19 protein-coding genes are annotated in these 18,532 nt (G+C 56.4%); 11 read left to right on the forward strand and 8 right to left on the reverse strand.

All coding sequences use genetic code 11. The annotated features are described in order from the left end of the window. Positions 1-74: 74 nt before the first annotated feature. The 6 genes from DBV39_RS19605 (at position 75) to DBV39_RS17630 (ending at position 4,261) form a co-directional block, all read left to right on the forward strand. A complete protein-coding gene (locus tag DBV39_RS19605; protein ID WP_159079024.1) occupies positions 75-362 on the forward strand; it encodes a hypothetical protein in 288 nt (95 codons plus the stop codon). Between the two features lie 324 nt (positions 363-686). Beyond that, complete coding sequence (locus tag DBV39_RS17610; protein WP_108622661.1) at positions 687-1,457, forward strand: enoyl-CoA hydratase/isomerase family protein; 771 nt, start codon at positions 687-689, stop codon at positions 1,455-1,457. Positions 1,458-1,509: 52 nt separating this feature from the next. Beyond that, a complete protein-coding gene (locus tag DBV39_RS17615; RefSeq protein ID WP_159079025.1) occupies positions 1,510-2,301 on the forward strand; it encodes an alpha/beta fold hydrolase in 792 nt (263 codons plus the stop codon). A 122-nt stretch (positions 2,302-2,423) separates the two neighbouring features. Then, positions 2,424-3,107, forward strand: coding sequence for an enoyl-CoA hydratase/isomerase family protein (locus tag DBV39_RS17620; protein ID WP_108622664.1), 684 nt, complete (start codon positions 2,424-2,426; stop codon positions 3,105-3,107). Between the two features lie 141 nt (positions 3,108-3,248). Beyond that, the gene (locus tag DBV39_RS17625; protein ID WP_227870699.1) at positions 3,249-3,923 is read left to right on the forward strand and encodes an AzlC family ABC transporter permease; all 675 of its coding nucleotides are present in this window, start codon (positions 3,249-3,251) and stop codon (positions 3,921-3,923) included. After that, positions 3,923-4,261, forward strand: a complete 339-nt coding sequence (locus DBV39_RS17630; RefSeq protein WP_108622667.1) for a branched-chain amino acid transporter permease — start codon at positions 3,923-3,925, stop codon at positions 4,259-4,261. The genes DBV39_RS17625 and DBV39_RS17630 overlap by 1 nt, the downstream gene beginning before the upstream one ends. Before the next feature lie 2 nt (positions 4,262-4,263). Here the strand turns inward: DBV39_RS17630 and DBV39_RS17635 are convergent, their stop codons facing one another. The 4 genes from DBV39_RS17635 to DBV39_RS17650 all read right to left on the reverse strand — a co-directional run bounded on the left by DBV39_RS17635 (position 4,264) and on the right by DBV39_RS17650 (position 6,855). After that, on the reverse strand, positions 4,264-5,106 hold the full coding sequence (locus tag DBV39_RS17635; protein WP_108622669.1) for a TauD/TfdA dioxygenase family protein: 843 nt from the start codon (positions 5,104-5,106) through the stop codon (positions 4,264-4,266). A gap of 144 nt (positions 5,107-5,250) precedes the next feature. Further along, a complete protein-coding gene (locus tag DBV39_RS17640) occupies positions 5,251-5,919 on the reverse strand; it encodes a DsbA family oxidoreductase (RefSeq protein WP_108622671.1) in 669 nt (222 codons plus the stop codon). An 18-nt stretch (positions 5,920-5,937) separates the two neighbouring features. After that, positions 5,938-6,369, reverse strand: a complete 432-nt coding sequence (locus DBV39_RS17645) for a PaaI family thioesterase (RefSeq protein ID WP_108622673.1) — start codon at positions 6,367-6,369, stop codon at positions 5,938-5,940. A 132-nt stretch (positions 6,370-6,501) separates the two neighbouring features. Next, entirely contained in the window at positions 6,502-6,855 is a 354-nt protein-coding gene (locus tag DBV39_RS17650; protein WP_108622674.1) for a hypothetical protein, read from the reverse strand. Positions 6,856-7,209: 354 nt separating this feature from the next. Here DBV39_RS17650 and DBV39_RS17655 point away from each other — a divergent pair, with 354 nt between their 5' ends. From DBV39_RS17655 to DBV39_RS17665, 3 genes are all read left to right on the forward strand, one after another. Beyond that, the gene (locus DBV39_RS17655; RefSeq protein ID WP_108622676.1) at positions 7,210-8,268 is read left to right on the forward strand and encodes an isocitrate/isopropylmalate dehydrogenase family protein; all 1,059 of its coding nucleotides are present in this window, start codon (positions 7,210-7,212) and stop codon (positions 8,266-8,268) included. Between the two features lie 190 nt (positions 8,269-8,458). Further along, the gene (locus DBV39_RS17660; RefSeq protein WP_108622677.1) at positions 8,459-9,403 is read left to right on the forward strand and encodes a dihydrodipicolinate synthase family protein; all 945 of its coding nucleotides are present in this window, start codon (positions 8,459-8,461) and stop codon (positions 9,401-9,403) included. Positions 9,404-9,423: 20 nt separating this feature from the next. Beyond that, complete coding sequence (locus DBV39_RS17665) at positions 9,424-10,140, forward strand: ribonuclease activity regulator RraA (protein ID WP_227870700.1); 717 nt, start codon at positions 9,424-9,426, stop codon at positions 10,138-10,140. A 128-nt stretch (positions 10,141-10,268) separates the two neighbouring features. Here DBV39_RS17665 and aspA read toward each other — a convergent pair whose 3' ends face one another. The 4 genes from aspA to DBV39_RS17685 all read right to left on the reverse strand — a co-directional run bounded on the left by aspA (position 10,269) and on the right by DBV39_RS17685 (position 14,597). Continuing rightward, positions 10,269-11,693 carry an aspartate ammonia-lyase gene (gene aspA / locus DBV39_RS17670; RefSeq protein ID WP_108622679.1) on the reverse strand — a complete coding sequence of 475 codons (1,425 nt, stop codon included), beginning with the start codon at positions 11,691-11,693 and terminating at the stop codon, positions 10,269-10,271. Between the two features lie 208 nt (positions 11,694-11,901). Then, entirely contained in the window at positions 11,902-12,627 is a 726-nt protein-coding gene (locus DBV39_RS17675) for a DUF6776 family protein (protein ID WP_108622680.1), read from the reverse strand. A 207-nt stretch (positions 12,628-12,834) separates the two neighbouring features. After that, the gene (gene murU, locus DBV39_RS17680; protein ID WP_108623365.1) at positions 12,835-13,551 is read right to left on the reverse strand and encodes an N-acetylmuramate alpha-1-phosphate uridylyltransferase MurU; all 717 of its coding nucleotides are present in this window, start codon (positions 13,549-13,551) and stop codon (positions 12,835-12,837) included. Between the two features lie 2 nt (positions 13,552-13,553). Next, positions 13,554-14,597, reverse strand: a complete 1,044-nt coding sequence (locus DBV39_RS17685; protein ID WP_108622682.1) for an aminoglycoside phosphotransferase family protein — start codon at positions 14,595-14,597, stop codon at positions 13,554-13,556. 106 nt (positions 14,598-14,703) lie between these two features. On the opposite strand from DBV39_RS17685, the gene DBV39_RS17690 reads away from it, so the two are divergent. After that, the gene (locus DBV39_RS17690) at positions 14,704-17,061 is read left to right on the forward strand and encodes an LPS-assembly protein LptD (RefSeq protein ID WP_227870701.1); all 2,358 of its coding nucleotides are present in this window, start codon (positions 14,704-14,706) and stop codon (positions 17,059-17,061) included. A gap of 29 nt (positions 17,062-17,090) precedes the next feature. Beyond that, positions 17,091-18,530 carry a peptidylprolyl isomerase gene (locus DBV39_RS17695; RefSeq protein ID WP_159079026.1) on the forward strand — a complete coding sequence of 480 codons (1,440 nt, stop codon included), beginning with the start codon at positions 17,091-17,093 and terminating at the stop codon, positions 18,528-18,530. Positions 18,531-18,532 lie beyond the last annotated feature (2 nt).

Below are 18,532 nucleotides of genomic sequence, written 5' to 3' on the forward strand. Positions count from 1 at the left end.
CAGTGCGCGAGCACGACGCCAGGAGGGGGGCAGGCGGACGATTTGGCCCTACGTTTTGCTTCGGACTTGCGAGTATGCTCTTCAGTACCTTGCGCCTGGACATAGGCGCTCACCAGGCCAGTCATGCCATCGTTGCAGACTCGAAGGCGCTGTTGATCGTCTTTGAAACCCTGGGCGTGCAGCACATGACCAGGAAGCCGAAAGCAAAGCAGGACGAAAGACGGGCTGGCAAGCTCGCCATCGAAGTACCACCGCATCGTTCATCGCAGGAGTGTGTCCGCATGCGGACACACTCACCCGGACGATCGGCCTGCTCAGGCTGGATTCGCCTGCCAATGCTGTGGCCACACCGGGAACGCTGACTTCAATGCCTCGAAGGTTGTTCGAGGCCGGGGCGTCAAGGGCGTCAATCTCATTCTCTGCGGGCAATACCGGGAGAAGCCGGGCAAGAAAACGACGCGTATGGCAAAGAAGAAAAGTCACTCCGCAGGGGCGGGTCGCTCCAGTCGGGACGAAAGTCAAAAGCCTGTGGAGACATCGGCAAGACATCCAGCCGGTAACGGCCAGATGCCCGGGTTACAGAAGCAGGAAAGCATGGCCGTGAGGCCTGCAGAAACCCCCACTACAAGACTCGGGCTAGCAATGGGAGCGATCGTGAGGTGTAACAGTCAGATGGATGCAAACAGATGAGTGCAATTGTCGAGCGGCGAGGACACGTGGGTTTGGTTTTGCTTGATGAGCCGTCGTCGCACCATGCGTTGTCGCGATCACTGGTCTCGGCCTTGCTCAAGGCGCTGGATGACGAGCAGATCAGGACAGCGCGCGCAGTAGTGATCTCCAGCACTGGTCCAAGCTTTTGTGCGGGTGCCAACATTGGCGATCTGCTCGAGGGGTGGATGGTCACACCCGATGCCAGCGACGATCCAGTGCGTCTGTTTCGTTCGCTTGCCGAGGATCCGCGACCGACGATTGCGGCGGTGGATGGTGCTGCCATCGGCGGAGGGTTTGAACTCATGCTGTCGTGCGATCTGGCTGTGGCAAGCAGTAAAGCCTGGTTTGCCCTGCCGGAGCTTGCGCATGGTGTGATTCCCAATACAGCCTTGATGCGCGTGCAGCAGATGATCGGGCTCAGGGGGCTTTATCAGTTGATGATGACCGGGCAGAAGCTTGATGCGCAGAAGGCATGCGACATGGGGCTGGTGAGCAGCTTGTGCGAGCCAGGGCGGGCGGTTGATATGGCTGTCACGATGGCAGACGAGATCAGCAGCCGCGTTGCGCCGGGTGCACTGGCTGCTGCCAAACGTCTGGCCATGCGGTATGCTAAGTCAGACTGGGGGCAGGTGCAAGAATCCCTGCAGGATTTGCCAGAGGCGCAGTGGCGTGAAGGGCTAACTGCGTTTCTGGAAAAACGCAAGCCCGATTACGATGCTTTCTGGTCGGATTACCGCAGGAAATAATCCGTTCCGGAACTGCCATTTTTCGGCTCCGGTTGTATCAGGAGAGATTGACATGCCTTCAGTAGCCGTTCACGACGCGACAGTCTGGTATGAGCTCATGGGATCTCCGTCTGAGCCCGCGATGGTTCTGGTGTCTGGTACAGGCGGAACCATGCATAGCAACTGGGGTCATCTGGTACCGACTTTCAGCAAGAAGCGGCGGATTCTGCTGGTCGATTATTCCGGTAGCGGCAAGACTACCGATGATGGCGGTCCCCTGAGCGTACAGATGCTGGTCGATCAGATCATGGCTGCTGTCCAGGCGGCCAGTCTGGACAGATTTGATCTGGTCGGGTACTCCCTTGGATCCTGCCTGTCGATGACGATTGCTGCGCAGCACCCGGAGAGGGTTCGTTCCATGGTTCTGCTGGCGGGATTTTTCGACGGCAGTGATCGCAGGAATACTTTGCAGGCCGGACTGTGGCTTGACCTGATTGAACGCGATCCGGTGCTTTTTGCGCGCATGATCGTTCTGAATGGCATGAAGCCGGAACGGGTGTCTGCGATGTCGCAAGCGGATATCAATGGCTGGATTCAGGCCATCGTGCAAAACAACGACTGGAAGGGGATTTCCCGGCAGATTGATCTGGATCGTCGCCTGAACGTCACGGGTGTCCTCGACAAGATTCTGGCTCCGACACTGGTGATCGGATGCAAGTATGATCAAGTGGCGCCGATCAGTCACTCCCGTGAGATGGCCAGGCGAATCAACGGCTCCAGTTATGCGGAGCTCGACGCGGGTCATCTCGCACCATTTGAACAGGCACACGAGTTTGCGCAACTGGTGATGGGTTTTGTGGGATGACGGATCCTGACCAACTGTGAGCGCAAGCCCCTGACTTTAGTCAAGGGGTGATTCAGTGCCAGATACCCTGGGAGCCAGGTCGCTCCCGAATAACTTACATTTTTGAACAAGAAGCCATTCTCATGCTTGACACATCACTGCAAACCCAGATTCTCACGCTGACATTGAACGGGCCGAGCTCAGTCAATGCATTGAACGAACAAAACTATGAGGCTTTGCACGTTGCCCTGGCCGATGCACGGGACCATCCTGATGTGCGCGCGGTTGTCATTGCGGCCAGTGGTCGGAAAGCATTTTGCGCGGGCGCTGACCTCAAGGAGTACGCTGACCGGGATCCACACGAGGCCGAGCAGCTTCAGATGAAGTTTCTACTGCGCATGCTGATCGACCTGATCGAGTTTCCCAAACCTGTCGTTGCTGCGGTCCAGGCGCCAGCGATCGGCGCCGGTATGATGCTGGCGTGTGCGTGTGACGAGATTGTGATGGCTGAAGAAACCTGGATGTCACTGCCTGAAGCCCAGATCAACATTCCGGCACCGATTGCGGCTGTCATAGTGGGGCGTCGCGTGAGGCTTGGAGTCATGCATGCGTTGTTGCAGCGTGCTGACCGAATCAGTTCAGCCCAGTCTGTGGCGCAGGGTCTGGTCGATGAGCTTGCTCCTGCGCAGGATGTCTGTGAGAAAGCGCGCCAGCGACTCTCGGTATACTCCGGAATCTCTCCACAGGTCTATGACGTGAACAAACGCTGGTTGAACCGTGGTTTGAGAGAGCAGCTCGAAAACGCCTCGCGAGCGGTTCACATCTGAGGCCTGTTTGCGTGTTCTTGTGTCTGCGTCAGGGCATCGTGTCAGTGTGACGCTGATTTCTCTGGCCCAGGCGCAGCCTCAGCCTGTCTTACGCAGAGGGAGAGTTTTCGGGTATTTTTGCGCATCGCCTAGAGAGATTTAGTGTCTTCAGTCAGTGATCGTTCCAGTTTCATGCTGTCCTTGCCGGTGGCGATGGGTTATATACCGCTCGGCATGGTATTCGGGTTCCTGTTCGTACAGGCTGGTGCAGCCTGGTGGCTAGCGGTTGTGGCGAGCCTCGTGGTCTATGCAGGTGCGTCCCAGTTTGCGATGATTCCGATGCTTGCGGCTGGATTACCGCTGGCGTCCCTGGCAGTGGCTGCACTGGTGATCAACATGCGCCACATGTTTTACGGTTTGTCGCTTCTGAAAGACCGCCCGCAGAATTTTTTTCTGCGATGGTACCTGGTGTTCGCGCTTACTGATGAGACATATTCTGTGATCACGGCATCTCGTCCGAGGCCTGCGGCCAATCAGATGGCTTTTCTGGCTGGCATCAACCAGGGTTGGTGGACACTGGGCACCATCACTGGTGCCGGGCTGGGGGCACAGTTACCTGTGTCGCTGAGCGGTCTGGATTTTGCGCTGGCGGCGCTGTTTGCGATTCTGACCGCAGAGCAATGGCGGGTCAGCCGCTCGCTGGTGCCCGTCGGGACCGCACTGGTGGCCTACGGTGTATGCAGCCTGTTGCTACCGACTCATGCACTCCTGGCGTCTGTCCTGGCCTGTGTGATTGCGGGGCTGCTCGCACCATCGATTGCGAAGAGGATACGCTGATGCAGACAGCTTACGTTCTGACGGCCATCGTTGTAATGGGCGCCGTGACTTTCGCTTTGAGAGCATTGCCGTTCCTGGCTGCAAAGTGGCTGCGCGAAAGTCCACGCATCATGGATCTGGGAAGATTCTTGCCATCTGCCATCATGGTCATCCTTCTGCTGCACAGCATTCGCGATTTGTCGCAGCGATCAGCCACACCGTACTTTCTGGCTGAACTGGTGAGTGTGGCACTGGTTCTGGTTTTGCAGTGGTACAGCCGCCAGCCCCTGCTCAGCATTCTGGCAGGAACCGGGCTTTACATGGTGTGGATCAACCTTGGCAGAGTCGGTCCGGTCTGAATTCAGGCGGGTACATCGCCCTTGAGGGTGACCCGGTGCAAGAGACGCTTGTAGCCGTGATAGTCATTGATCGGATTGTGCAGGACGCAACGATTGTCCCAGAAGGCGATTGAACCGGGCTGCCACGCAAAGCGACAGGTGAATTCCGGGCGGACCTGGTGGGCAAACAGGTAGTTCAGTAAAGGAGCGCTTTCTTCTTCGGTCCATCCGACAAAATGGGTCGTGTGGGCAAAGTTCACATACAGCGCACGTCTGCCGGTTTCAGGGTGAGTCCGCACGACCGGATGCTCTCCGATCAGCGTGGATCCGGCTCGATCGGTTGCCGAATCAGCAATTCTGTCTTCGCGGGTCTTGGTGACTTCAGCCTTGGCCGAGGAGTTTGCAGCCTTTAATGTGAGAAGTGTCTTTTTAAGTCCATCTGAAAGGGCTTCGTAAGCGGCATAACCGTTGGCAAACAGTGTGTCTCCGCCCTTTGGGGGAATCTCGCGTGCAATGAGCATGGTGGCCATCGGAGGGGCTTGCAAATAGGCCGTGTCGGTGTGCCAGACACCCCCGAAATTGTGACGCTCATGCGGCAGCTTCATCACAGGGATGATTTTTGGGAAGTTCTCGATCCCTTTGACGAACGGGTACTCGATAATTTCGCCAAACTGCTGGGCAAAGTCCTGAAACGCTGCTGGATCAAGATCCTGGTCTCTGAAAAATATCACGCCATGCTCAAGCCAGATCTCTCTGATCTGGGCAATCAGTTCTGGTGATCGGTCCCGCTTGAGATCGACCCCTGTAATCAATGCGCCAAGTGTGCCAGAGACGGGCTGCACGGACAGTTGTGTCGCGACGGTCATGTTGTTCCCCTTGCCTAACCTTCTGTATGTTGTTTAGTCGTGTGGTTCAGTTGTCTGGTGAGTTGTTGTGTCTGACCGCTTGTCGTGGAGGGTCACCCCCATCGGATCAGTCGTCTGATTGCCGCGGGGCTGTTGCTGCGAGCGCTAGCCTTGAGACTGTGATCGCTCGCTTGCCTGCCGGATGGCCGCGACCAGATTCTCTTGAGGCTGCGCACCTTCGACCAGAAACTTGTTGTCGAGAATGAAGGCTGGTACGGCACGAATACCGAGCATCTTCCAGCGTGTCTGCTCCGAACGTACGGCTTGCGCGAACTCATCCCCGGATAAAACCTGAGCCGCCCGATCGGTGTCCAGGCCTGCGGCCTGAACAGCATCAAGCAGTGTCTGCAAGTCGTCCATGTTCTCCACGCGAGTGAAATAGGCAGCCAGCAGAGCCTTTTTGAGGGAGAATGCCTGCTCCACACCACATTCGGTAGCGGCCCAGTGCAGCAATCGATGACAGTCGAATGTGTTGTAAACGTGTTTACGACCTTCTGGATGAAATTCGAACCCGACTTCTTTGGCACGATCGTAAATACGCTGCTGGTTGATCCGGACCTGATCAGGCTCGATTCCGTACTTGGCAGACAGGTATGAGATGACTTCTTCACCGCCTTTGGGCATGTCTGGATTCAGTTCGAACGGTTGAAGGTGAACCTCCACCGCGATCGATCCCTGGAGTTCCTTCAGTGCGTTTTCCAGGGTTGTCAGGCCGATGGCGCACCATGGGCATGCAATATCGGAAACCATGTCGATACGAACGGGCTCGGTCATGTTGAATATCCTTTCGGGTTATCCCTTGGGCCAGAGAATCATCTGGCTGCAGCGAAATAGTGCCATCTTGCGATTGGTCGCTTCATCGAACACCTCGGCATCCCAGATTTGCGTGTTACGGCCCAGATGCTGGGCTCTGGCGACGCAGATGATGGCTCCTTCTCGTAATGTACCCAGGAAGTTCGACTTTAGCTCAATCGTGGTGAAACCTGTCGAGCCCTCGGGCAGGTGGGCGTAGGTACCAAATCCGGCTGTGGTGTCCGCGAGCGTGACAATGCTGCCGGCATGCAGGTAGGTGTTCGGCGCAAAGTGAATCTTTTTGAGTTCCATGCGGCTCGTGATCTCACCTTCGCCGAAACCGGTCATGGAAATGCCAAGGTAACCTGGCAGGTTCTCGCCGATTCTGTTGTTCAAAGTTTCAAGTGTGAGGTCTTTTCTGAGATATCCCATGGGCTGTGCGTCAAGAAGTTAATTAACCTCCTAGCATACCGCGTCGGACGTCCTCAGTGATGAGCCTGGCATCGGACACAGTGCACCTGTGTTCGATGCCGACGGTGCAGGCAGGGTGAGGAACGGAGTAAGTCAGGAATCCTGCTCTTTCGTCGGGCGAGGTTTGTCTGAATCCGGCAGCGGGTAGGCATCTGCAACGTAGGCGGGACCTTTCATGACCATGACGGTGATCGCACCGACGCCGACCGTAAAGAGTCCGGTCCAGAGTACGCTTAGCAGGCCGAACGCATAGATATCGATGGTTGTGATGAACTTGGCAACTGCCCATCCGGCTTCATCAATATTCCAGATTCTCGCGATGAGAGAGGGCAAGAAAATCATGAACGTACCGACAAGGAATACCTTCGGAATCAGGCGCAGGATCTTTCTTTCCAGTCCTGGTTGCGCCTTTTTGTAGCCAGGCAGCTTGGTAAACGGATCAATCATGAGCGTTCCAGTCAGTGTCTATGCTCGAGGCGCCGTTGCAACGACGCCTGTCCGATGTCTGGTCTGGTGTGTATGGAGCACGGGCCTGGACTGTGCCTCAGCCGATTCGGTGCCAGAATTTGCCAGATTTTGCATCGTGAAGTATCACAGTATGGTTCATTTTTCCTGAAGGTTCATTGATGTAGGCCAATGAACCTTCAGTTGTCAGCAACCTGCGGATTAGGTTTGACTATCCCTCTGTGGCCTGGAACACGGAAGCAACGCAATCGAAGGTTGTTCTTTTGCTATCTTAACGAACTGTGCCTGGATTATTCGCCCAGGAGACTGCTCAACATTATTAAAGGTGTCAAACAAATGCAACTGGTTGTGATTCCCGGTGACGGTATTGGTCCCGAAACCATGGAGGTGGCCGTCAAGGCGCTGCAGGCAGCGTCTTCTCTGGCAGGTGCTCCGCTTGAACTAGTTCATGATCTGGCGGGTCATGCCAGCCTTGAGAAATTCGGCACAACCATCCGAGAAGATCTGGTAGAAAAAATCTCGCAATCTGACGGGTTGATTCTGGGACCCATGACGACCCATGATCTGAACAGCCAGGACAGAAAGCAAGCCAATCCGTCGGCGTTTTTTCGCAAACACTTTGACCTGTTTGCCAACGTCCGTCCCGCCAGAACGTTTGAAGGGGTTCCGGTACGTAGTCAGCCATTCGATCTGGTTGTAGTGCGAGAGAACACGGAAGGGTTCTACGCTGATCGCAACATGAAGTCAGGCAACAGTGAAATTCTGGTGACCGACGATGTGGTGATTTCGATGCGACGCATCACCCGTCATTGTTGTGAGCGAATCGCGCGCGCCGCGTTTGAACTTGCGATGACGCGTCGCCGCAAGGTGACAATCGTTCACAAGTCCAATGTGCTCAAGGTTGGAGACGGGATGTTCATGGATATCTGTCACGAGGTCGCCAGAGAATATCCGGATGTGGTTGTGGACGACGTTATCGTGGACGCCATGATGGCGCTCGCCGTGCGCGAGCCTCAGCGCTTTGATGTGCTGGTGACGACCAACATGTTTGGTGACATTCTGTCGGACCTCACCGCTGAGCTTTCCGGCAGCCTTGGCATGGCCGCATCGATCAATGCTGGTTCCACTTTTGCCATGTCTCAGGCTGCACATGGTTCGGCGCCTGATATCGCCGGCAAGAATATCGCCAATCCCTTGAGCCAGATCTGGTCTTCATCCATGTTGCTTGCCTGGCTTGCGCAGAAGCATCAGAAGCCTGAGTATGCCGATCTGGCCAGACGCCTCGAGCTTGCCATGGTGCAGACCGTGCGCCAAGGGCGTGTGACGCGTGATATGGGTGGATCGCTCGGTACGCTAGAGGTAGGTGATGCTGTCCTTGAAAACCTGAACGCCTGATTGGTCGGGACAGGAGTTTGATTAAAACCCGAAGGTGCAAACCTGACGGTTTCCGGTGACTGTGGGACGACGTGGCCGATTTTCTGTTGCCGCAAACGCTTGTCATGGCTTGCCGTGGATTACCACGTACAAATGATCGCTCCATAGTACATTCTTGTGATCGACAGACCTTTTTAACAGGATCTTCAGCATGACTCAGGACAAGCAACGTTTCGGAACCGACGCGCGTGGCGTCTACCTGATCGCGGTGACACCCTTCAAAGATAGTGGTGACATCGATTTTGAAAGTACAGACCGGATGGTCGACTTTTATCTTGAGTCGGGAGCCAATGGCCTGACCCTGCTGGGCGTGATGGGTGAGGCACCCAAGCTGACAGCGCAGGAGTCTGGCGAGTTCGTAGAACGAGTCTTGCGCCGTGTTAATGGCAAGGTCCCTGTCATCGTGGGCGCTTCGGCGCCTGGCTTTGCCGCCATGAAAGCCTTGAGCCAGCGGGTTGTGGACATGGGCGCAGACGGGGTTATGGTGGCGCCGGCTGCGGGACTCAGAACAGACGACCAGATCCGTGCCTATTTTGCCATGGTCAATGAGACCCTCGGGTCGATCCCCTGGGTGTTGCAAGACCATCCCAATTCAACCGGCGTGCAGATCTCGACGTCACTGCTGATCGATTTGCTGGCGCAGTCTCCCAATTGCCTCATGCTCAAGCACGAGGATGGCCCAGGGCTGGCTAAGCTCAGCGCGATCCGCGACGCAGAGACAAGCAAAGGCTTGCGACGGGTGTCGATTCTGACCGGCAATGGCGGCGGCCTGTTTCTGCCCGAAGAGCTGGTGCGGGGTGCTGATGGGGCCATGACAGGTTTTGCGTATCCCGAGATGATGGTGGATGTCTGTCGGGCCTTTGATGAGGGGCAGGCTGAAAGGGCGTTCGATCTTTTTGATGCCTATCTGCCATTGGCACGCTATGAGCAGCAACCTGGAGTTGGGCTCGCCGTAAGAAAACATCTCATGCACAAACGTGGCATTATCGCCTCGGAAAAAATCCGGCGTCCTGGCCCGAGTCTGTCTGCTGCAGATAGGGCCGACATTGATCGCCTGGTCAGGCGGCAGACTGAACGTCTCGCGCAAATCGGTTGAACTTTTTGGAGTCTGAAGCTATGAATCAGGGTGTCGATATGAGCCTGTCCACAGATGTTGTGGAGGCTTTGCAAACGGTGTCAACGGCGACGCTGACAACGCTTTTGCTCAAGAAAGGGCTGCGCAATGTCTGGATGCGGGGTACTCGACCGATTCGAACGGGTCAGGCACGAGTGGTCGGGCGCGCATTTACAATGCGTTTTGTGCCGGCTCGCGAGGACCTTGCAACGCCCGCGTCATGGAACTCCCCCACATCGACTCGCGCGGCAATTGAAGCCATGCCTGAAGGTTGCATCGCAGTCGTCGATGCCCGGGGTGTCACCGACGCCGGCATTTTTGGCGACATTCTGGCAGCTCGTATTGCCAGGCGCGGCGTGAGTGCCGTGGTCACCGACGGGGTCATGCGCGATGTGGCTGGAGTGCTTGGAACCCGCTTGCCTATCTGGTGCCAGGGTGTTGCGGCACCCCCATCTGTCGCAGGGCTGACATTTGTCGACTGGCAGTCTCCGATAGGGTGCGGCGGTGTGGCGGTGTTTCCTGGCGATGTGGTGGTTGCCGATGAGGATGGCGCAGTGCTGATTCCTGCCGCCTTGCTCGAGGAGATCGTGCCGCTTGCCCTGGAGCAGGAGCGACTTGAGGCCTGGATTGTTTCGCAGGTCGAGGAGGGGGCCAGACTGCCTGGGCTTTACCCTCCTAATGAAGAGAATCTCGCCAAATACCGGTCAAGCCAGAGCTAATGTTTGTCTGACCGGTTGCCCGGATTTTTTGTCGGGACTATTTTGATCATTCCGAAATACCAGCAGAGAGAGAAAACGGGGCACGTGCCCTCCCTGATCCCTCTGCTACTGTCGTGCTGATCGTCGTGTCAGCGGATGGGTAGACGCGGAGCCGTCAGTGCCTGCGGGTGCAGGATCGCGTCGAGTTTTGCCTGGTCCAGTAGTCCGCGTTCAAGCACGATGTCATACACGCGTTTGCCAGAGTGCAGTGCTTCTTTGGCTACGCTGGTTGCATTCTGATACCCGATGTATGGGTTCAGTGCCGTGACAAGCACGATCGAACGGTCCATGTGCTCCTGCAAGACATCCAGATTGGCTGTGATCCCGTCCACGCAGTTGACTTCAAGTGTCTGGAATGCGTTGCTCAGGTGGGAGATGCTACGAAACATCGAGTAGGCGATGATTGGTTCGAACGCGTTGAGTTGAAGCTGGCCAGCTTCAGCCGCAAAACTGATGGTGACGTCGTTGCCAATGACCTCATACGCAACCTGGTTCACCACTTCCGGAATCACCGGATTGACCTTGCCAGGCATGATGCTCGATCCAGCCTGACGGGCAGGCAGATTGATTTCGCCAATACCTGCGCGCGGACCGCTCGAAAGCAATCGCAGGTCGTGACAAATCTTCGACACTTTAACGGCGACGCGTTTGAGTACACCGGATAGCTGAACAAAGGCTCCTACGTCTTGCGTGGCTTCGATCAGGTTGGGGGCGGTGATCAACGGCAGTCCGGTTACCTCGGCAAGATGGTTGCGAGCGTAACTGGCATATTCGGGGTGGGTGTTAATCCCGGTGCCAATGGCCGTGGCTCCCAGGTTGATTTCGCAGATCAGAGGTAATGCCTCCTGAACCCGCGATATATCCTCCCCAATCATGACAGAGTAGGTGTGGAACTCTTGTCCGAGCGTCATGGGTACGGCATCCTGCAATTGTGTACGGCCAACTTTCAGGATGTCCTTGAACTCGACTGCCTTGCGCTCGAATGCTTCTTGGAGTGACTGCATTCGTGCCAGCAGTCGCTCGCACCCCCGGTAAGTCGCTAGCTTCAGTGCGGTGGGATACACATCGTTGGTCGATTGACTCATGTTGACGTGTTCGTTGGGGTGCAGGTGTTCGTACTGGCCACGCTCATGTCCGAGTAACTCCAGTGCCCGGTTGGCAATCACTTCGTTGGCGTTCATGTTGGTGGATGTACCGGCTCCTCCCTGGATCAGATCGACCTTGAACTGATCGTACAGGTTGCCGGCCAGAATCTCCTGGCAGGCCTTGACAATTGCGTCGGCCCGGATCTCGTCAAGCATGCCCAGATCGCGGTTGGCCAGCGCCGATGCAATCTTGATTTCTGCCAGCGCGTTGACCAGGTCAGCCACCAGGCCGATCGACTGGCCGGTGATGGGAAAGTTCTCAATGGCGCGAAGTGTGTGCACGCCGTAGTAGGCCTGTGCCGGGATTTCCATGTCCCCGAGCAGATCGTGTTCAATCCGAAATTCGCCAGTCAGGCTTTCCGTGTCCATCCATGTCTCCATGACTTCAGATTATTTGCGAGAAGCATAATCCCAAAACTGAACTTGGTGTGAGCGAGATCGGACTGAACAGGGATTGCTGGACTTGTTCTGCGAATTGTTTGCGTCGACTCCGCGAAAAGCGCAAGAGGAAACGTCAGATCACCGGATCGTCAATTAGGCGAGAAGTCGCACCCAGATGCCCGACTGTCCTGGGGCGTCAGCTATCAACACTATAAGTTCTGTAGCTCAGTGCCCGCTGACCATCCGCCTCGTAGACTCTGAGGGTGGCCCTGGTCGCGCGGAAACCGTTGGGCATTTCGACTCGTCCAGTCAGGTGCTCGTAATGTCCGAGCGTGAACGGAACGACCAGCGCCTTGACCGCACCAGCGCGACCGTTGGGGTAACGTCCCTCGAATGTCACTTCAATCCGGCCCGCATACTGCGGCTTGTCCTCTTCTTCTTGTACCAGCAAGATATGGTAGGACAGAGGCTCATCGCCACTTGACTGCTCGAAGGATGCACCCGCAATCCCGATCGGATCGAACTTCAGACCCGCAGTGATTGCATTGGTGAACATTGAAACTTCCTCACGGAGTGGTTTCAGGCGCGTGGTGAGCGAGCTGATTTCTTGTTGCAGCTTGCTGACGTCATTCTTGAACTGCTCACGCTCGCTGTTGAGCGTGCGCTGCAGTTCGTTCAGATTGGACTGGAGTTGCTGGCGCTCCAGTGATACTGACGCCAGATCGTCTGTCAGTTTCTGTGATTCCAGTACGGTCAGCCGCTTCGGCCCATAGCTGGCCTGAAGAATCAGAACGCCACCTGCGCCGAACAGAATGCCGAGTGCGAGCAAGATGAACCATCGCGGCAACCCCTTGGAGCGTCTGCGCGTGTCGTATGGAGATGGCTTGAAGACCTGACGACGAGATCCCCCAAAAATTCCCATGTTTCTGACTTCCTGTTAGGTCCTGCCCCGAATCTTCGCTGATCCGGGCGCCCGGCAGCACGTTGCCGCCTGAAATTCGGTCGATCAAGTGATGATCAACAACCCTGTAGGATAACCCGAGCCCGGATGCCCGGTCATCCCGTCGTGACAGTTCGTTGCAACTTCAGATGCGCGCTCACCGATGGCCTGCAATGCAGTCATCGGCACCTAACCGGAGCACCGAAGCGCACGATCGAGTTTTTCGAGTCGTTCCTTGGTACCAATATCATGCCACTGACCTGCATATAGGCTACCAAGAATCTGGCCTGACTGCATGGCCTTTCTGAGTAACGGACCCAGTGCGACGGGTTTGTCTGCAGGGACGCCATCAAATAAATCCGGTTTGTAGATGCCGATGCCGCTGAAGGTATAAGCCGGCTCGTCCCGGGTCGTCGCCGACAATGGTGACGCAGGATCTTGCACAAGTCCATCTCTCAGCAGGAAGTCTCCCTTCGGATGCTGGGGTGGATTGGGAACCATGACCAGATGCGCCTGGTGCGACGAAGAACCTTGCAAGGCTTTTGCGTGTACAAGGGCCTCTGATGCTGGCCAGTCGGTCCAGACATCGCCATTGATGACAAGAAAAGGTTTATCACCTAGCCACGGCAGTGCCCGCGCGATCCCACCGGCCGTCTCTAACGCCTGCTCTTCCGCACTGTGGTGGATTTTCAGGTTCCAGTTTCCACCATCACCCAGGTGGGCGCGTATCTGGTCACCAAGCCACGCATGGTTCACGACAATCTGACGGAACCCTGCGCTAGACAGGTTCTGCAGATGCCAGTCTATCAAGGGGCGTTGGCCAACCTTGAGCAATGGTTTCGGTGTGTGGTCGGTCAGGGGCCGCATTCGCTTTCCACGGCCTGCCGCCAGAATCATTGCGCGCATCATCAGAAAGTCAGTGCAGTCTTGCGTTCGATTCCCTCTAGGCGATCCAGCAGTCTGAGCAGCGGGATGAAGGGCCGGTAACGCTGCGCGACTTGTCTGACGTAGCCGAGCACTCTCGGAATGTGATCCAGATAGTGCGATTTGTCATCGCGATGGTTCAGGCGGGCAAATACGCCGAGGATTCGCAGGTTTCGCTGCAGACCCGTCCATTCGTACTGCATGTGAAACTGCGCAAAATCGTCCGGAACAGGGAGTTTCTGTTGTCTGGCTCTCTCCCAGTAGCGGATTGCCCAGTCCAGCTGCTGCGCTTCTTCCCAGGTTGTGCGCGCATCGAACACCAGTGAGGCCAGGTCGTAGCTGATCGCCCCTTTTACCGCGTCCTGATAGTCGATGATGCCTGGTGCTTCAGGTGTTTCTGGAAGGGGTACCATCAGGTTCGGGCTATGAAAGTCCCTGTGTACCAGTACAGCCGGTTCATTCGCGACGTGACTGGCCAGTACCTCAAAAATACCGTTCAGGGCCTCATGTTCCTGGACCGAGAGTTCGGTCTGGTGGTGTACCTTGACATACCATTCGGTGAAGACCTGCAACTCTTCCAGCAGTCTGGTGGCATCGAAGACTGGCAGGCCATCCGCAGATGCGTGCTGGAGGGTTACAAGTGCCTCGATCGCGCAGCGATACAGACTCTGACGTTGCATATCATCGATTCCGGACTGGATCCGATCGTAATAGGTCTGGTTGCCCAGGTCGCTCAGAAGAAGGAAGCCGTCTTCGAGATTGACTGCCAGTATTTGTGGCACACTCAGGGCAACGTCTGAAAGTCGACGCGTGACATCGACAAATGGTCGACAGTCTTCGAAAGGAGGAGGGGCGTCCATGACGATCAGGGTCCGGTTCCCGGCCTGCAGACGGTCGTAGCGTCGGAAGCTCGCATCACTTGACGCAGACGATAGTGTTGCAACGTCCAGCTCAAGAGACTCAGGCAGGGATTCCAGCCACTGAATCAGGGATTTTCGGCGGGCTTCGAGCTCAATTCGTTGCGTCATCACGGTCGTTCACTCATGCAAAATTCAAGGTCTCTATAATAGTGCCAGTCCAGCTCGCCATGTGGCAGTGCTCAACCCGATTCAACTACAGGACTTTCGATCGCTTGTGCAACGTTTGAGATTGCTGCCACTGTTTGGAATGGTCACGACTGCCGCGCTCGGTGCGGCAGGCGAGTCTGTACTCGCCCAGCCAGCGCAGGCTGCACCATCCGCTAAACAGTACCAGCCAGTCGAGGCCCGTATCGTGTCTGGTCTGCGGGAGTCATCAGGGTTGCGCCCGGTGGGTGTCGATCCCGACACCCTTCCCGTCTATCTTGAAGCGATGCGAATGACCAGCGATGGCCAGGATTTTGCGACGCTCGAGGGGGCTGCGTCTGCCCGTCGTGCAGATGCTGTTATCAAGGCTCGTCGCCTGCATTTTGATCAGGCGTCCAACGTGATGACCGGGACCGGCAATGCTCGACTGGTTCAGGATGGCAATATCGTGGTCGGTCCGTCGTTGCGCTTCAACATGGAGAACAACAGCGGGCAGGTCGAGCAACCCAATTTCTGGTTACAGAATGCCGGTTCGGGCGTCGGATCCAAAGCCGACATCAAGAGCAAGGACGAGATGACAGTCACGGATGTGACTTACACCGGGTGTCCCTGCCCGGATCCGGCCTGGCGTATTGAAGCCTCCAAAGTCGATCTGCATTTTGATGAGAATGAGGGTATTGCCCGTAATGGCGTGCTTTATTTCAAGGACGTGCCAATTCTGGCATCACCTTATCTGACATTTCCCATCAGAAAAGAGCGCAAATCGGGATTCTTGGCGCCGACCTTCGCCATCACGAGCCAGACCGGCTTTGATATGGCTTTGCCGTATTACTTCAATATTGCACCCAACTATGACGCAACGCTGACATTGAGGCCAACCAGCAAGCGTGGCTTGCAACTCGGGGGAGAGTTTCGGTATCTGCAGCCGGACTACTTCGGCACGATGGCAGGTACGTATCTGAATAACGACTATCAGTTGGACAGAAGCCGGTGGGCTTATTCATGGCAGCACAATCAAGTCTTCGGCAATGGTTTCTACGGAAATTTCGATCTGAATGGTGTGTCGGACAAGGACTATTTCCGGGACTTCACCACTCTGGCCATCAACCAGGCTAGCACCAGCTATCTGCCCAAGACAGGAAATCTGGGCTGGAGCAACAAGTACTGGCAGGCTAACGTTCAGGTTGCAAGTTATCAGACGATTGCCGATGTGGTGCCGCAGTACAACAAACTGCCCGAGTTCACACTGACAGGAACGCGATTTGACTGGAACGGGTTCGACATAAGGAGCCAGAACGCAGCAACGTGGTTCAGACGTCCATTGTCCGATCAGGGTCTCAGGCTGGGTCCGGATGGGCAGCGCTTTACCTCTTACACGTCGGTGGCCTATCCGATTGTTCGCCCCGGCTGGTACATCACCCCGAAATTCGGGATGCACCTCACCCAGTACGAAACCGACTGGTATGGACTTTCCATGGGTGGCCAGCAACCGGCGAACGCCACGCGTGCATTGCCCATCATGTCGATTGACTCCGGCATGACTTTCGAGCGTCAGACTTCGTTCTTCGGGAGTGCGGCGATCCAGACGCTTGAGCCAAGAATCTACTACCTGAGGGTACCCTATCGAGATCAGTCGAACCTGCCCATCTACGACACTTCGCTCTCCGACTTCAGCTTTTCTCAGGCGTTTCAGGAGAACATATACAATGGTGGCTGGGACCGGATCGCGAACGCCAATCAGCTCACAGTGGCGCTGGGGACCCGGTGGCTCGACGAAGAGACGGGATTCGAACGCCTTGCCATCTCTGCCGGGCAACGATTCTATTTCGCGGATCAGCGGGTGACACTTCCCGGCGAAGCGCCCAGAACAGATGTCCGCTCCGACTGGCTGTTCGGAGCGACCGCAGCGCTGACCAACACGCTCTCGACGTCGATGAGTCTGCAGTACAACCCGTACGACAATCAATGGGATCGTGCCCAGGTTACCGCGCGCTGGGTGCCCAAGAGGGCGACCAGCCTGTCAGCCTCCTATCGATATCAGCGTCAGCCTACTGGTCTGTATCAACCGCAGGGACAGGACCAGATCAGCCTCTCATTTCAATGGCCGCTGACCAACAACCTTTATTCCGTCGGGCGAGTCGATTATTCTTTACTGAGCGATCCCAGCAGGAACGCAACGCCGCGGGTTACCCAGGCTATTGCCGGACTGGAGTACAAAGCAGATTGCTGCTGGGCTGCACGTGTGGTTTACCAGCGCTACGCAATTGATCCGACGTCGGTTAACAACGCGATTTTCTTTCAGCTCGAACTTTCGGGCCTGGGTAGTCTGGGACAGGATCCCATGGGCATGCTGACACGCAGCATCCCCAGCTACGAGAATATTGCGCCGAACATACCGCCAGTGGGTAAATTTGAAAGGTACGAATGATGTTTTGTTTACGAAAGTTTTTTCGCGGATTGATACCACTGATTCTTGGAGCGGCGGTTGTCGCCAGTGCTCATGGACAAGGCTTGCGTTCGGCCGCACCGCAAGGACAGCGTGCGACAACGCCAGTTGATGGCATTGCTGCGGTGGTCAACAAAGACGTCATCACCGTCAAGGAAGTCGAGAATCAGGTGGCCAAGATCGAGTCCGAGTTGCGTGCGCAGCGGATTGCGCCCCCAGCGCGAGAGAAGCTCGAGCGGCAGGCGCTCGAGACGCTCATCACCGAGAAAGTGATCGAGCAGGAAGCGAAACAGATGGGTATCGAGATACGGGACCGGGATATTGATGAAGCCATTGCATCTGTGGCGCGTCGCAACAACGCGACGGTTGCCCAGGTGCAGGCGCAGATTCGTGCGATGGGGCTGAACTGGAATGAGTATCGCCAGAGCATGGCTCAGCAGCTTCTGTTTGATCGCATGCGCATCGCGCTGGCCGAGCAGACCATCCGGGTGACGGATTCCGAGGTGGATGCATTCCTCAAAGAGCAGGCCGCGCGCAAGGCGAGTGGTCTGGAACCTCCACCTCCACCGCCACCCAAGCCCGTACCCCGCCCAAAACCGCAGCCCGCACCACCGCTGGTGCTACAGTTGTCGCAGATTTTCCTGAGCGTGCCAGAGAACGCGGGTCCGGAGAAAGTGACGGAAGTACGCAAGCGGATCGATGATGTCCGGGCCCGACTTCGCAAGGGCGAGTCTTTTGAAGACCTGGCAATCCAGTTTTCTGAAGGGCCTGAAGCGGTCCGTGGTGGCGAGCTTGGTGTGCGGCCCGCCAGCGGATGGCCTGAGTTGTTTGTACAAAATGCACGTAGCCTGCAACCCGGCCAGATCAGCCGCGTGTTCCAGAGTCCGGCCGGGTTTCACATTCTGAAGGTCATTCGCCGGGCAGGGGGACAGGCACCGAAACCACCACCGCCACCTCCTCCACCAGAGCCACGCCGTGCGGAATTGCCGGATGGGCCTGTGATGGTCGATCAGACCAAAGCCAGTCACATCCTGATCAAGACTTCACCAGCCATGAGTGATGATGCGGCCAGGCAGCGTCTGGAGAACGCACGAAGCCGCATCGTTCAGGGTGGTGAGTCGTTCGCGGATGTGGCGCGCGTCGTTTCTGAGGATGCCTCCGCCCCTCAGGGTGGCGAGCTCGGCTGGGTCAACCCGGGGGAAACCGTTCCTTCGTTCGAGGAAGCGATGAACAAGCTCTCACCTGGTGAGATCAGTGAGCCAATCAAGTCGCCATTTGGCTGGCACATCATTCTGGTTGAGGAGCGTCGCACGCAAGACATGGCTGATCAGGCTCGCCGCAATTACGCACGGCAGATGTTGTTTGAGCGCCGGGCCGGTGCGCACTTCGATGCCTGGCTGCAGCAGATGCGTAATCAGGCCTACATAGACAACCGTCTGTTCAGGCAGTAAAG

Source organism: Orrella marina (assembly GCF_003058465.1).
GTDB lineage: Bacteria > Pseudomonadota > Gammaproteobacteria > Burkholderiales > Burkholderiaceae_B > Algicoccus > Algicoccus marinus.